Annotated in this window: 16 protein-coding genes and 1 pseudogene; 6 read left to right on the forward strand and 11 right to left on the reverse strand. The window is 65.1% G+C overall.

Annotation, left to right across the window (positions count from 1 at the left end):
- Positions 1-91: 91 nt before the first annotated feature.
- The gene (locus tag I8J29_RS18200) at positions 92-937 is read right to left on the reverse strand and encodes an aminoglycoside adenylyltransferase domain-containing protein (protein WP_208848941.1); all 846 of its coding nucleotides are present in this window, start codon (positions 935-937) and stop codon (positions 92-94) included.
- Between the two features lie 375 nt (positions 938-1,312).
- Between I8J29_RS18200 and I8J29_RS18205 the strand changes: the two genes are divergently transcribed.
- Complete coding sequence (locus tag I8J29_RS18205; RefSeq protein ID WP_208848942.1) at positions 1,313-1,516, forward strand: hypothetical protein; 204 nt, start codon at positions 1,313-1,315, stop codon at positions 1,514-1,516.
- Between the two features lie 194 nt (positions 1,517-1,710).
- Here I8J29_RS18205 and I8J29_RS18210 read toward each other — a convergent pair whose 3' ends face one another.
- The 4 genes from I8J29_RS18210 to I8J29_RS18225 form a co-directional block, all read right to left on the reverse strand.
- Complete coding sequence (locus I8J29_RS18210; protein ID WP_208848943.1) at positions 1,711-2,181, reverse strand: SRPBCC family protein; 471 nt, start codon at positions 2,179-2,181, stop codon at positions 1,711-1,713.
- A gap of 74 nt (positions 2,182-2,255) precedes the next feature.
- A complete protein-coding gene (locus I8J29_RS18215) occupies positions 2,256-2,693 on the reverse strand; it encodes an SRPBCC family protein (RefSeq protein WP_208848944.1) in 438 nt (145 codons plus the stop codon).
- Between the two features lie 13 nt (positions 2,694-2,706).
- A complete protein-coding gene (locus I8J29_RS18220) occupies positions 2,707-3,198 on the reverse strand; it encodes a MerR family transcriptional regulator (RefSeq protein ID WP_208848945.1) in 492 nt (163 codons plus the stop codon).
- A 194-nt stretch (positions 3,199-3,392) separates the two neighbouring features.
- Positions 3,393-4,064, reverse strand: coding sequence for an O-methyltransferase (locus I8J29_RS18225; RefSeq protein WP_208848946.1), 672 nt, complete (start codon positions 4,062-4,064; stop codon positions 3,393-3,395).
- A 131-nt stretch (positions 4,065-4,195) separates the two neighbouring features.
- On the opposite strand from I8J29_RS18225, the pseudogene I8J29_RS18230 reads away from it, so the two are divergent.
- Positions 4,196-5,082 (forward strand): annotated as a pseudogene (locus tag I8J29_RS18230) (LysR family transcriptional regulator).
- A 121-nt stretch (positions 5,083-5,203) separates the two neighbouring features.
- Here I8J29_RS18230 and I8J29_RS18235 read toward each other — a convergent pair.
- Entirely contained in the window at positions 5,204-6,010 is an 807-nt protein-coding gene (locus I8J29_RS18235) for a hypothetical protein (protein WP_208848947.1), read from the reverse strand.
- 169 nt (positions 6,011-6,179) lie between these two features.
- Between I8J29_RS18235 and I8J29_RS18240 the strand changes: the two genes are divergently transcribed.
- Both I8J29_RS18240 and I8J29_RS18245 read left to right on the forward strand, forming a co-directional pair.
- The gene (locus I8J29_RS18240) at positions 6,180-6,713 is read left to right on the forward strand and encodes a hypothetical protein (RefSeq protein ID WP_208848948.1); all 534 of its coding nucleotides are present in this window, start codon (positions 6,180-6,182) and stop codon (positions 6,711-6,713) included.
- A 143-nt stretch (positions 6,714-6,856) separates the two neighbouring features.
- Positions 6,857-7,756: an SDR family oxidoreductase gene (locus I8J29_RS18245; protein WP_208848949.1), complete on the forward strand. Its 900-nt coding sequence runs from the start codon at positions 6,857-6,859 to the stop codon at positions 7,754-7,756.
- Between the two features lie 113 nt (positions 7,757-7,869).
- Here I8J29_RS18245 and I8J29_RS18250 read toward each other — a convergent pair whose 3' ends face one another.
- The 4 genes from I8J29_RS18250 to I8J29_RS18265 form a co-directional block, all read right to left on the reverse strand.
- Positions 7,870-8,424, reverse strand: a complete 555-nt coding sequence (locus I8J29_RS18250; protein ID WP_208848950.1) for a DUF6199 family natural product biosynthesis protein — start codon at positions 8,422-8,424, stop codon at positions 7,870-7,872.
- A 121-nt stretch (positions 8,425-8,545) separates the two neighbouring features.
- On the reverse strand, positions 8,546-9,460 hold the full coding sequence (locus tag I8J29_RS18255; RefSeq protein WP_208848951.1) for a DMT family transporter: 915 nt from the start codon (positions 9,458-9,460) through the stop codon (positions 8,546-8,548).
- A gap of 14 nt (positions 9,461-9,474) precedes the next feature.
- Complete coding sequence (locus I8J29_RS18260; protein ID WP_208848952.1) at positions 9,475-10,158, reverse strand: LrgB family protein; 684 nt, start codon at positions 10,156-10,158, stop codon at positions 9,475-9,477.
- Entirely contained in the window at positions 10,155-10,526 is a 372-nt protein-coding gene (locus I8J29_RS18265) for a CidA/LrgA family protein (RefSeq protein ID WP_208848953.1), read from the reverse strand. The genes I8J29_RS18260 and I8J29_RS18265 overlap by 4 nt, the downstream gene beginning before the upstream one ends.
- Positions 10,527-10,638: 112 nt before the next feature.
- Here I8J29_RS18265 and I8J29_RS18270 point away from each other — a divergent pair, with 112 nt between their 5' ends.
- Positions 10,639-11,562, forward strand: a complete 924-nt coding sequence (locus tag I8J29_RS18270) for a LysR substrate-binding domain-containing protein (protein WP_208848954.1) — start codon at positions 10,639-10,641, stop codon at positions 11,560-11,562.
- Between the two features lie 171 nt (positions 11,563-11,733).
- Positions 11,734-12,738, forward strand: a complete 1,005-nt coding sequence (locus I8J29_RS18275; RefSeq protein WP_208848955.1) for a LysR family transcriptional regulator — start codon at positions 11,734-11,736, stop codon at positions 12,736-12,738.
- Here I8J29_RS18275 and I8J29_RS18280 read toward each other — a convergent pair.
- Positions 12,655-14,040: an MFS transporter gene (locus tag I8J29_RS18280; RefSeq protein WP_240546295.1), complete on the reverse strand. Its 1,386-nt coding sequence runs from the start codon at positions 14,038-14,040 to the stop codon at positions 12,655-12,657. The two genes, I8J29_RS18275 and I8J29_RS18280, sit on opposite strands and share 84 nt — an antisense overlap.
- Positions 14,041-14,140: the final 100 nt, after the last annotated feature.

The following is a 14,140-nucleotide window of genomic DNA, read 5'->3' on the forward strand; positions in this document are numbered from 1 at the left end:
CCCCGGCAGCCGCTTCCAGCTCTCCGACCGAACGCGGCAGCACGCGGAAAAGCCGAAACCTCGCGGGTTCCGGCTCGGGATCCGTTCCTTCTCAACCTTCATCGGCGTAATGCTCGTGCCAGTGGCGGTTGCTCTCCGCATGGATCAACCGCAGCAATCCGATGAGCTCCTCCAGCCGCTTGAGCCGGGAATCATATCGTCCCGCGGGCTCTAACCGCTTGATGGCCATCGCGTCGCGGATCAGGCCGTGCCACCGCTCGGGCAATTGCGCGAGCCCGTATGCCCCGGCGCCGATTTTGCTGGTGACGTCGCCCATGCGAATCGTATACCACTGCCGGAGCATCCCCAGGACGCACCATTCCACCGCGAAGTCCAGCTGGTCGGGCGGCACGGTCTCTTCCGCGGCTTCCGGCGAAAGCCGGATTTGCTCCAAGCGGTCGATCCACCCGGCCCAGTAGGTATTCATGTTCGCGATAACGTAGCGGACGAGCGCCTCGGAAGACGGCTCGTAGCGAAAGGAGATCGGCTTGCCGTACGCGCAGACGCCGCGTCTCCGAAGAATCCACCACGTGACCGGATTGATGTCGCCGGTTCCGTCCGTCTTGAGGTTCCGGTCGGCATACGAGAGGATCGGAAGGAGTTCTTCGGCGGGCTTGCCCGCATCCTCCGCCCGGATATACGCGCCCATGATCTCGGTTCCGCCCAGCGCCGGTTCAAGCTCCGCGTGCGCTTCGCGAATCCGTTCCTGCTCGGAGGGCGTCAGCGCCCGCGTCACGAAGACGAGAAAATCGATGTCGCTCGAGCCCGCGACGTAGGCATCCAGCGCGGCCGAGCCATATACGTACACGGCTTCCACGACACCCGGCATCCGGCTGTGCAGCGATTCGCCCAGCCTGCGCATGCTCGAGCGAACGGCTTCCGGCAAACGTTCCGTCACCTCTTCATTCACCTCGCGATCAGAAATAGCGTAAGGGCCGATCCGCATACCCGGCTTCCCCTTCCCATCATATGAGCGGGAACCGTTTCCAAAAAGAGAAAGAATTCGCCCGCGTCTTTCTTATTTTGACGCGGCGGTTACGTTCCGGCCTAGTCCCGGCGAAGCGGCTCGCCGAATGCCGCCCGGGTCCATCGCCGCAAAATCGCGCCCGACCGCCGGTCCCGGAGACGATCGTCCGAAACGTATGAGTGGCTTTCCGAAAACGCTTTCCGTTACGCGCATTTTCGCTCCGATCAGGGGCGCGGCCTTTTCTTGTTCGGCCGCGATCCATTCAGCCGCGCCTCGTTTCGTTCGCGGCGATACGCAGGAGGTAACATGACCCTACATACGAAGTTGTTGCAGGCCAAGGACGACTGGCGGCTCGTCACGATTCAGACGGACGAAGGCGACCGGCTGACGGGTTTGGTGGAGGACTTGACGCGCTGGACGGTTACCCTGCGGCATGCGGAGGGCATCCGGTTCGTACCGATCGCCGGCATCGTGCGCGCGTCCGCGCTCCGGCAGCTCGGCGACGGTTGACGGCCGGTTTACCGGTTTGCCTGATCTCGCCGGTCGCCGGCGAGCGCAAAACAAAAAAAGCGGCCGCTTCCGGAATCACCATTCCGTCCGCAGCCGCCGCCCTCGGCGATGAGGCATTCCGCCGCATCTTCTCGCTTCACCGTTCGTTGCCCGAGTCCGCGGATCGGCTTCGCAACCGTCCCCGCCGGACCGGTTCAGTCCGCGGACAGGCTGGCGACGACCTCGGCCAGCTTCTCCAGATTCTCTTCGTTGCCTTTGCCCGCGTAGGCTTTCACCTGCTCGTACACGGCCGCCGTCTCGAACTGCTGACGGAACACGACGCGCGTCTTGCCGTCGACGTCCTCGAACAAGGCGGTCAGCACGAAGACCGGCGCCTTGACATGCTTGAGGACGATCCGCTCGGGAGGCGCGATCTCCACGAACACGTTCGTGTTGGGGTAATCCGTGCCGTTCGGGCCGTGCATGACGAATTCCCACGTGCCGCCGGGCCGGAGATCGAAGCCGCTGAACGTATTCGTGAATCCGCGCGGACCCCACCAGCGCGCGAGCAGCGCCGGGTCCGTCCACGCCCGGAACACCGTTTCCCGCGGCGCATCGATGACGCGCGCCTCGACAAGCTCGTTCTCGCCCGCCGCGATCGTTCCTCGGTTGGCCTGATCGTTCATGATGATCCCTGCTTTCCTCTGAATCTGGTTGGCCGGCCGCATGCCGCCGCCGGGCTCGGAATTGACGTCTGGATTTATTCCGCGACCAGCTTGCCCAGCGCATCCAGCATGATGCCGGTGCCGTGCTCCCGCATCGCCGGCGTGTCGCGGCCGTCCAGGAAAGCGCCCTGCTCGGTGAACACGAGCCGCGTGCCGCCGTCTTCCGCCCGCAGTTCCACGGTGACGACGGAGACCGATACCCGCGCCTCGTCCAGATCAAGCGCATACGAGTAGACGATCCGCTCGTTCGGCACGATCTCCTGATACTGCGCCTCGAAATTCACGCTCATGCCGTCGGGCAGCCGGTCGCGGTTGCTCTCGCGGCCGCCGACGCGGAACTCGAACACGTCGGCCTTGGCGAACCATTGCGCCTTCTTCGCGGGATCCGACCACGCCGCGAACACGCGCTCGGGCTTCGCGCCGTAGACGCGTTCCACGACAAATTGAACATGCTCGGTTGTACGTTTCGTCATCTCAACATTCCTCCTATAATGGCTCGTCCGCAAGCTCGCCGTCCAGAAAGCCGCCCAGCCGGTCCAGGCTGCTCTCCACGCTTCGCTTCCGTTCGAAAACGTATTTCTCGTGGCTCTTCTTCATTGTCTGCAGCAGGCCGAGGAAATCGTCCACGGACAGCCGTTCCTTCTCCGCCATCAAGTCGGCGACGTATTCAAGCTCGTCGAGCAGCTTCCGCTGGATCCGGATCGTCTCCTTCACGCGGGCCATCTGCTCCGCGACGATGTCGAACGGGCTGTATTCGCCCCCGGCCAGGATCGCTTTCACCTCGTCCAGCGACAGGTTCAATTCCTTCAACGCCAAAATCTGGTGCAGCCGAGCAATGTCCGCTTCATCGTACAACCGGTGACCCGACTCGGAAAACGCCGACGGCGAGAACAGCCCGATTCCGTCGTAAAACCGCAGCGTCCGGACGGTTAAGCCCGTCAGCTTCGACAGCTCGCCGACCTTCCATGTTCGCCCCATAACCCTCCCCTTTCGTTCGCGCTTCGCGTTTACCGGTACCTTTACTATAAAACATGACGTTACGTAAGGTGCAAGCGCCTTATGCCCGAAAAGCGAAAAAAATTTTCCTCGCCGCCGGCCGCCGAACGCCAAAACGCCCTTGCGGCGCTTCAAGCGGAAGCGCCGCAAGGGCAATCGTCCGGCCCGCGAACCCGTCAACCGTTCACGATGCCGATCATGAAGCCGTCGTAGCCTTTAGAGCCGACGGTTTGAATCGCGGTCGCCGAGATGCGCGGCTCCTGCGCGAGCAGGTCGAAGAAGGCGCGGACGCCCTGCACCCGGGGATCCGTGCTGTGACGTTCGATGACCGCCCCTTCGCGGACGACGTTGTCCCCGACGATTACCGTGCCGGGACGCGAGAAGCGCAGCGCCCACGTCAGGTACGCGGGATTGTTCGGCTTATCCGCGTCGATGAAGATCAGATCGAACGGCGCCGCTCCTTCCGCGTCCAGCTCCGCCAGCTGCTCCAGCGCCGGGCCGACGCGAACGTCGACGACGCGGTCCAGACCGGCCCGCGCCGCGTTCGCGACGGCGACGGCGGCATGGCGCGGATCCAGCTCCAGCGTCACCAGCGTGCCGTCCTCCGGGAGCGCCCGAGCCATCCAGATCGTGCTGTACCCGCCGAGCGTCCCGATCTCGAGTATGCGCTTCGCGCCCGCCATGCGCGCGAACAGCTGCAGCAGCTTGCCTTGGGCGGCGGACACGTCGATCGGCGGCAGATCGGCTTGGCGGTTCGCGTCCAGCGCCTCGTCCAGCGCCGGGTCCCGCGGAATGAGGCGGTCCTCGATATACTCGTCGACAAGGCTCCACGTAAAGGCTTCGTTCATGCTGATCCTCTCCTTTAGCGAATGGGTTGAGCTTCCACTTCCATTGTAGAGTCCCTATAATGATAAATAAAATATATCTTTATCTCGCACTCATAGATTAAATATATAAGTCAAGCGGAAGGAGCCTTCCCATGAACCTGCACGCCCTGCGCCTGTTTCACGTGATCGCGTCCACGGGCAGCGTGACCCGCGCCTCCGAGCTGCTCAGCATCAGCCAACCGGCCATTACCGCCCAAGTCAAGAAATTCGAGAGAGAGCTGGGCATGACGCTGCTGCAGCCGAGCGGACGCGGCATCGCCTTGACCGAAGCCGGCGCCGGACTTGCGCTGCTGGCCAAGCGGCTGTTCGCGACGGAGCAGCAGATCGAACAATATTGCGAGGAATTCCGCGGCGGCGCGCGCGGCCATATTCGGATCGCCGCGACGTATTTGCCGGCGCAGTTTCTCATCCCCGCTTGGATCGCCAAATTCAAGCAGCGCTACGAGAACGTCGAGATGACGATCACGACGACCAATTCCGCCGACGCGTTCCGGCAGCTCTTGAACATGGACGCCGATATCGCGGTTTATGGCGGATTGACTGAAGAGCACCCGGACGCGATTCTGGCCGAGCAGCTCTTCCAAGACGAGCTGTGGTTCGTCGTCGCGCCGAATCACCCGTACGCGAACCGGGAGGTGTCGCTTCGCGACATGATGCGGGAGCCGTTCGTCATGCGGGAAGAAGGCAGCTCGACGCGCGAGCGGCTGCTGGCGCTCTGCCGGACGTACAACGTTCCCGCGCCGCGCATCCCGCTGCGGTTCAACGGCTGCACGAAGCGATCATGGCCGTCATCGCGGGCTACGGCGCCAATTTCGTCTCCTCGCTCGTCGTGCGCGAGTACGTCCGGCGCGGGGAGCTCAGCCGCGTCCATGTGAAGGATATCCGGCTCGTCAATTCGATCGCCGTATGCACGCGCCGCGACGAGCCCCTTCCCGCCGCGGCGGCCAACCTCGTGAACCTGATCCGAAGCGAAGCCTGAAGGCGGCTCCCGTCCGCGTCCGAACGGCGCAAAAAGAGCCGTTCGCTGCCCCGGCGAGGGAGCGGCAACAACGGCTCTTGAATGATTGTTAACGATGATGGCTGGCATATGGGACGTTCGACTAGACGGCGGCGGATTCCGCCTGAATGCGCTGCGCCTCGCAGGCCCGTTCGTCCGGCGTCATGCGCGGACAGACGAAGCATTTGGTCCCGCCCTCGCGGCGGTCGTACTGGCAGCAGCCGGAGCGCATCATCCAGCGCTCGCCGGGCTGGTACGGATTGTCGACGTAGCGGGTCTCCCATTGGAACGGGTTGCGCTTGCGGCCGAAGGCCTCCGCCGGGATCGCTTCGGACAGCAGCCGGAAATGATGGTCGAACCGTTCGGTTACCTCCGCCGGCAGCCGCATCTTCCCCACGAAGTCTTTGACCACGCCGGCGATGCTGCCGAACTGCTGCCAGATGACCTCCGCGTTCATGCGAGAAGCCTGCGCGATCGCCCGGACTGCAGGCGTCACGGTGTCCGTCATGAACGCGCGCCAATCCTCCGCCACGAAGCCGTCGGCGTTCCCTTCGGGCAGCTCCGCCGCGTCGATCCCGTCGAGCCGGTAGCCCAGATGCGGGTGGCCGTGGTCTTCCTCGTAATCGATCTGGAACGTCAGGTTATCGAGGTTCAGCCGAAGAATCTTGCCGTACATGGCGAGGAAAATCAGCTTCGTCACGCTCAGATGGCACAGCGTCGTGCCGAAGAACGAGCCCGGCAGCTTGTAGTCGGTCGCCCGCACGATCTCCCCCGTCTTGCGCAGCATGCCGTCCAAGCGGGCGGCGTCGAAGAAGCCGGTCGCCGGCATTTCGTCCAGCACGTGCTCCGCGCCCTCCGGCGAGATATGCAAGTAGGTTTTCACCAACGAAAAATCGTACGCTGTCGTCATGGTTTATCCGCCCCCATGATAATGATTATCACTTTCAATATCTTAACATATCGCCGCAAGGTACACAATCGTTCCGTTCATGGTATGCTGGAAGCAACCTGCTTTTATTTTCCAACTCCGCAATGGCTAACGGAACTCCAAATCCGCATTTCCAAAGGGAGGATCTGAAATGGATTTCGTCCGCGATCATGCCATGTATGTCTCCGTCTTCGGCCTGTTCAGCTTCGTCTGGTTCGGCTGGGCCCAGGAAAACCCGCGCCCGCACTGGCGCAAATACCTCGGGATCGCTTCCGGGACGGCCCTGCTGCTCTGCCTGTACGGCGTTTACTTGAGCGTCACGCATTGGGACGCGCCTTCCGCGCTGGCGGACGACGGCCCGCTCCGCGGCTATCTGATCTCCGTCTACGCGGAGATCGCCGTCTGCGGCATAGGTGCCTACCTGCTGATCCGCCGCAGGCGCTCCGGCCTCGTCGCGCCGTGGATCGCGTTCATCGTCGGCGTGCATTTCATCGGACTGCGCCATGTCTTCGACGATGCCGGCCTCTACGTGCTGGCGGCGCTGCTCGTCGCCGTCGCGGCGGCCGCGCCTTTCGTCGCGCCGCGGCTGCGGGTCGCGAACAGCGCCGTGACCGGCATCGGCGCGGGCGCGTCGCTGTTCGGGTTCGCGCTGCTCGGCCTCGTCCGTTTTTTCGCATCGGTCTAGCTCGTTACGCCATTAAAACGGCTTGGCGGCCGCTTCGCCCGCCAAGCCTGCAAGCTTCCGCGTGCGCGACCTTCCCGTCCGGCCACACCTTCCCGCCCATGGGTGAATATCCTGTATCATCAATCCATCACGGAGGTACAGCGATGATCCCGGGTTACCCCTATTACAGTCAAGAGACGAAATGCGAGCAGGTGCCGGTGACGTTCCCGCCCCAGCATCAAGACCGCCAGCCCGGTCTTGAATATCTGATGGTGCCGACGCCGATCTCGGATAATCCCGGCTACAAAGGCAGCGGGAAGCTGGCGGGCAAGGTCGCGATCATCACAGGCGGGGACAGCGGCATCGGCCGCGCGGTCGCCATCGCCTTCGCCAAAGAAGGCGCCGACGTCGCCATCGTCTACTTGTACGAGCGCGAAGACGCCGCCGCGACGCAAAAGACGGTGGAGCGGTACGGGCGGAGCTGCCTGCCCATCGAAGGCGACCTGCGCGTGCCGGCGTTCTCCGCGGAAGTCGTGAAGCGGACGCTGGAGCGCTACGGCAAGCTCGACGCGCTCGTCCTGAACCAAGGGGTCCAGTTTCCGCAGGACAGCATCTTGAACATCTCCGACGCGCAGCTGGAAGACACGTACCGCACGAACATTTTCCCTCACTTTTATATGACCAAGGCGGCGCTTCCCCATCTCCGTCCCGGCAGCACGATCACCAGCACCGCATCCGTCACCGCCTACGCCGGCGCGCCGCTGCTCGTAGACTATTCCTCGACGAAGGGCGCGATCGTCTCGTTCACCCGCTCCCTGTCCCTTCAGCTCGTCAAATGCGGCGTCCGCGTCAATGCCGTCGCGCCGGGTCCGATCTGGACGCCGCTTATCGTGTCCAGCTATTCGGCGGAGTACGTGAAGACGTTCGGGCTCGAAACGCCGATGAAGCGCGCCGGCCAACCGTTCGAGCTGGCGCCGGCCTACGTCTATCTCGCCTCCGACGATTCGTCGTTCGTCACGGGCCAAGTGCTGCACGTGAACGGCGGGGTCATGACCGAGACCTGAGACAGCGGACGGTCCGCCGACTTATCGCAGACGAAAAAGGACCCCGAAACGGGGTCTTTTTGGCGCGTACAGGCGCGGCCGTCGCTGCTTCCGGTCTGCGGCTGCACGGCCGTTTACCGCTCGTCCGCCTTCCGCATCCAGTCGCGGAACCGGCTGCCCAGCTCCGGGCTGTCGAAGGCGTACGCTTCGCCGGAGCGGAGATGAAGCTCGACGCCGCCAGACGGACCGAACAGCAGCAGCTGCTCCGTCAACCCGTCCTCGAAGACGACCGTCGCCTCGCCGGCGGCGCCGTAAGCGTTGCCCGGCTCGAACGCGCGCATCGGCGCATGTCCCATCAAGTCGGCCGCCTCCTGCCGTTCCTCGGCGCTCAGCGCGTACGGACGCCCCGGCTGCCCGACCCGTATGTCCGCCGCCTCGCCGGCCAGCAGCTTAGCCTGAAACTGCGCCCGGTAGGCCGCGCCGTCGCCGCCGGACGAACAGCTGGAGACGAGGAGGACGAGGCCGGCAAGAATCGCAAGGACCCCGCCCAGCCGATGCGCGCTCAGCGCCGCGCCGCTCGGCTCCGCGTCCCGAAACCTCCAGCCGGCCGACATCTGCCATGACGTCGCGGGCGACAGCGCGCCGACGACGCCGATGGCGATCGCGACGAACCCGAGTAATGTCCGCATGCCCGCTTCTCCTTCCCATCGCATAAATTCCATATTATGGGTAGACGCTCCGGAGACGCGATTGGTTGCATCGGCCGTTTATTTTTTTAAACGGCTTCCTGCCGCGAACGCCGAGCGAACGTCACTTCGCCGCGTGCGCCAGACGGCGCGGCGCGCGGCGGGAAGGCCGGCGATTGACGAGGAAGATGCTTCCGAGCACGAGGATCAGTCCGGCCAGCAGCGAGAGCGAGAACGGCTCGCCGAAGAACAGGCAGCCCGTCAAGATCGCCACGAGCGGAATCAGGAACGTATACGAAGCCACCTTGCTGGCGTCGCCCGAATCCATGAGCCGGTAGAAGACGAGCCAGCCCAAGGCGATGACGAAGATCGCGATGAACAGCAGATCGGCGATGAAGTCCGCGCTCCACGCGACGTCCGACCAGCGTTCTACCCGGCTGCCCAGCGCGGTCATGAATCCGCCGCCGAACAGCAGCTGCATGGAGACGAGCCAGATGGGATCGACGGCGGCGCCGGATTTCTTGACGAAGACGGTGCCGAGCGCCCAGCTGAGCGCCGAGCCCAGGGCAAGCAGGATGCCCGCGGCGGAGATGTGACCGGATGCGCTCCCCGATCCGCCGCATATGACGGCGACGCCGGCGAATCCTAAGACCAGGCCGGCGACCTTCAGCCCGTTCATCGATTCGCCCAGCCACAGCCAGGAGAACAGGCCGACCAGCACCGGCTGAAGGAAGACGATGGCCGAGAACAGCCCCGAGGGCAAATAACCGAGTCCGATCGTCTGCAAGCCGTAATACAAGACGACGTTCACGACGGCCGAGACGGCGTAGATGCGCCAAGTCTGCTTGAACCGCAGCCGGCGGTAGCGCGGAATGGCGACCGCGAGCAGCAGCAATCCGCCGAGCAGCGTACGGATGCCGGAGAACAAGATCGGCGGCGCGTAAGCGAGCGCGTATTTGGACAACGGCCAGTTAACGCCCCAGACGAGGACGAGGAAGGCGATCATAAGCGCGGTTTGCATACCGGTTGAGCGTGTCATGCCTAGGTTCCCCCTCAAGATTCGAAATAGGTCAGCAGCCACGGCGCGATGAATAACGTAACGACCGCGGCCAATATCATGGCGATGCTCGATACCGTGCCCGATACGCTGCTCAGCTCGAACGCCTTGGACGTTCCCGCGCCGTGGGCGCTCGTGCCGAGCAGCACGCCGCGGGCGACGTCGCTGCGGATGCGAAGCAGCCGGATCACGCCCGGACCGATGAGCGAGCCGAAAATGCCGGTGATCATGACCGCTACCGCGGTGACCGCCGGAATGCCGCCGATCGCCTGCGAGATGTTCATCGCGATCGGCGTCGTCGACGAGTGCGGAATCAGGCTGTTCACGAGCTGCGGATCGAGCTTCATGGCCTTGGCCAGCCACAGCGTCGACCCGACCGCGGCCGCCGAGCCGGACAGCACGCCGGCCGCGATCTCGGCCGCATGCTTCTTCACGAGGCCGAAATGCCGGGCGAGCGGAACCGCCAGCGCGACGGTGGCGGGCTGCAGCATGTCGGAGAGCCAGTGCGCCCCGGCATTGTACGCCGCGAAATCCGTCCGCGTCGCCAGCAGCAGCAGCGCGAGCGACGCCGGCGTCACGATGAGCGGCGACAGGAGCAGGATCCGCCGGCGCCTATACAGCCGATTCGCCAGCGCGTAGACGAGCACCGTGGCGAGGAAGCTTGCGATGGCGGTCGTCATGGCTGCGAGGACTCCTTTCGCTTGGCGATGCTCTGCGCGATCAAGCCGCTGCACAGCATCACGACCGCCGTGCCCGCCGCGAGGACGAGCGCGATGCGGATGCCGTCGTCGGCCAGCAGCTGCCGGTAGGCAATGATGCCGACGGCCGGCGGAATGAAGAACAGCAGCATCGTGGCGATCAGCCAGTCGGCGCCCCCCTCGAGCCGCCGCCGCGGCAGCACCCGCAGCCGGATTAGCGCAAACACGAGCAGCATGCCGAGAATGCTGCCGGGAACCGGTATGCGAAGCCAGGCGACAAGCTCGTTCATCAGCCGGGCGAGCGCCGTGAAGAAGAGCACTTGAAACAGGATGGAAATCGATTTGCGCAATGCTGTAAGCCCCTTTCTAAACGAAAGTGTACAGCAGCTTCTTTCATAGGTAAAATACATTTACAGCATCGTTTTCATTCCGTTTGGCTATGAGAGATGGGAGGCATCGCGCGTGGATATCCGGCAGCTGCATTATTTTCTGGAGGTCGCCCGCCGCCAGAGCTTCACCAAGGCCGCGCAGGCGCTGTACGTCTCGCAGCCGACGATCAGCAAGACGATCAAGACGATCGAGGACGAGCTCGGCGTCGTCCTGTTCGAACGCAGCGGCAAGCGGATCGTGCTGACGGACGCGGGCGAAATCCTGCTTGCGCAGGCGCAGCAGATGGTGCGGACGTTCGACGACATGACCGCGCGGCTCGGCGAGCTGACGGAAGCGAAGAGCGGCCGCATCCGCATCGGCTTGCCGCCGATGGTCGGCGTCAGCTTCTTTCCGGGCGTGATCGGCGGCTTCCGCGAGCGCTACCCGAACATCGCGCTGCAGCTGTTCGAGTACGGGGCCAAACGCGTCGAGGCGGAAGTCGCCGAGGGCAAGCTCGATATCGGCGTCACCTTGCTGCCGGCGGACCCCGAACGGTTCGAATCGTTTTGCTTCGGCAAGCAGCGGCTGCTGCTGGTCGTCTCGCCCGCGCACCGGCTCGCCGGCCGCGACGCGGTCCGGCTCGCGGAGCTGAGCGAGGACCGGTTCCTCCTCTTCCACGAGGATTTCGTGCTGCACGACCGGATCATCGACGCGTGCGAGCGGGAAGGCTTCTTGCCGCAAGCCGTGTACAAGAGCACGCAGTGGGATCTCATCAGCGAGCTGGCCGCCGTGGATCTGGGCATCGCCCTGCTGCCGGAGCGGATCTGCCGCGACCTGGACCGTTCCCGGCTGCGGGTCATTCCGACGGAGCCTGCCATTCCGTGGGCGCCGGCGATGATCTGGCGCCGGAACGCGTACCTGTCCTATGCGGCGCGGGTATGGCTCGCCTTCGCGCGGGAGCTTTTGGAGGGCGGTAATTCGGCGGCGACGGGCGGCGTAAGCCCGGGGCCGGATTGAAGCATGGCCAAAAAAACACGCCGGAGACGGCGTGTTTTTTGCTGCTCGGCGCGCAAGGCGGGAGCGCCGGCCGAAGGCCCGCGTTCCCGCTCGGTTGCTTCATTCATTACGCTTGCATTATAGTAGGGAACGAAACGATGATTAGAATTCATGGACAAAGGAGCGCGGCTCATGGAGCTTACGCAGCTGGACTATTTTCTGACCGTCTCCCGGTTGCAGCATATGACGATGGCCGCGAAGGCGCTGAACGTGACGCAGCCGGCGCTCAGCCATGCCATTTCCAAGCTGGAGAGCGAGCTCGGCGTGCCGCTCTTCGACCGCGGCGGGCGGAATCTGCGGCTGAACCGGTACGGCGCCGCGTTCGCGAAGTGGGTCGACGAAGCGCTGGCGAGCATCCGCAAAGGGATGCAGGAAATCGAAGAATCGTCGAGCCCCGATACGGGCGTCATTCCCCTTTCCTATCTGAACATCCTCGGCGTCGACCTCGTGCCCTCGCTCGTCACGGCTTATCTCGAACGGTATCCCAAGGTGCGGTTCGAGCTGATTCAAGGCGACAACGCCGACATCGACGAACAGCTGGAGAGCGGCCGGTCCGATCTGCTCCTGACGTCCAAGGAAACCGTAACGGACAACCGCGAATGGATCGTCGTCCGGCGGATGCCGCTTTACGTCGTCGTCTCCGAACGGCATCGCTTCGCTAACCTGGCTTCGATCCGCCTGGCGGAACTGTCCGGGGAGCCCTTCGTCGGGCTGAGCAAAAACTGCGGCCTGCGGGATTCCATCCGCGCTCGCGCCGCCAGCGCCGACTTCGCGCTCGCCTCCGCGTACGACGCCGAGGACCTCATCACCGTCGCGGGCTTCATCAAGGCCGGCCTCGGCGTGTCGGTGCTGCCGCGGACGCCCGGCCTTCTGCTGGACGGCCTCGTCTGGATTCCGATCCGGGACGAGGACTGGCAGTGGGAGCTCGGGCTCAAGTGGCGACGGGACCGTTACCTGTCGCCCGCGGCCAAACGGTTCATCGATTTCGTCCGGGAGCGGTCGCTAGCGGACGGAGTCGCTCCGGAGCGAGCGGCCGGGCCGCCGGATGCGCCGTCAGCCGGAACGCCTGCCCCCGCCCATGCCGAAGAGCGCGACCGGCACGCCGCCGAGCAGCAGGACGGCCATGCCGAGCAGTGACGCACGGAGGCCGGCCTCCGGCTCGGCATACCGGCTCAGCACCAGCGCGACGAGCGCCACGCCGAACGTCGCGCCGAGCTGACGGGCGGCGTTCAGCGCGCCCGACGCGGTTCCGGTCTCCTCCGGCGCGACGGCGGCGATCACGGCCGTCATGACGGACGGAATCGCGAAGGAAACGCCGAAGCCGGTCAGCAAGAGCCCGGCTATGGCGAGCGCGCTGCCCGCCTGCGCGTCCGCGAGGGCGAGCAGCAGCGTGCCGGCCGCCGCCAGGGCAAAGCCCGCCGCCATCGGAAGCTTCGCCCCGATCCGCCCCACGATCCGGCCCGTCAGGATCGGATTGAACGCGAGCGGCAGCATCATCGGCAGCAGCGCGAGCCCGGCGTCGCGCGCGGACAAGCCGCCCGCGCGCTGGCCGTAATACGGCAGCGCGAACAGCAGGCCGGACAGCGCGACGTTGATCGCCATGCCCGCGGCGAGGCCGCCCGCCACCGCCGGCTTGCGCAGCAGCCGCAGGGGCAGCAGCGGCGTCCGGACGCGGGCCTCGGCGATCGCGAACCCGGCGACGCTCGCCGCGGCCACCGCGAAAGCCGCGACGATGCGCGGCGAACGCCAACCGTCCGCATCGCCTTGCATGAGCGCGTAGGACAGCGAAGCGATGGCGGCGACGGCCGCGAGCTGCCCGGCCGGATCGAGGCCGCGGCCGGCCGCGCGGGGCGGATTCCCCGCCAGCCTATTCGTGACGATCAGGCTGAAGACGGCCGGCGGCACGTTCAGCAGGAAGATGGTGCGCCAGCCGGCGGCGTCGACCAGCAGGCCGCCGGCTACCGGGCCGGCCGCCATCGCGACGCCCGTCGCCGCCGCCCAGAAGCCCATCGCCCTGGCGCGCGCGGCCTTGTCGGGATACGCCTGCGCGAGCAGCGTCAGCGAGGCGGGCAGCAGCGCCGCCCCGCCGATGCCGAGCGCGGCGCGCAGCGCGATCAGCCCGCCGATGCCGGGCGCGGCGGCCGACAGGGCCGAGGCGGCGGCGAACAACGCCAGGCCGCCGAGATACACGCGCTTGGCGCCCAGCCTATCGGCGAGCGCGCCCATCGACAGCAGCAGACCGGCGAACGCGATCGTGTACGCGTTCGCGACCCACTGCAGATCCTGCATGCCGCCGCCCAAGTCGGCGCCGATCGCCGGCAGCGCGACGCTGACCGCCGTCGTGTCCAGCAGGACCATGAAATACCCGAGCGACAGCCCGAAGAGGAGCAGCGGACGCTTCGTTCCGCCTTCCTTGGTTAACCTTAATGTTTGTTCCATATCCATTTCCTCATCCCCCCGCTTTCCCCATCCTGCGTGCGGAGCGGCGTCCCCCGCCGCCCCGCACCCAGTGTATAATGAGACGAATGCCGGAATAAGA

The organism is Paenibacillus artemisiicola (assembly GCF_017652985.1).
Classification (GTDB): Bacteria; Bacillota; Bacilli; order Paenibacillales; family Paenibacillaceae; genus Paenibacillus_Z; species Paenibacillus_Z artemisiicola.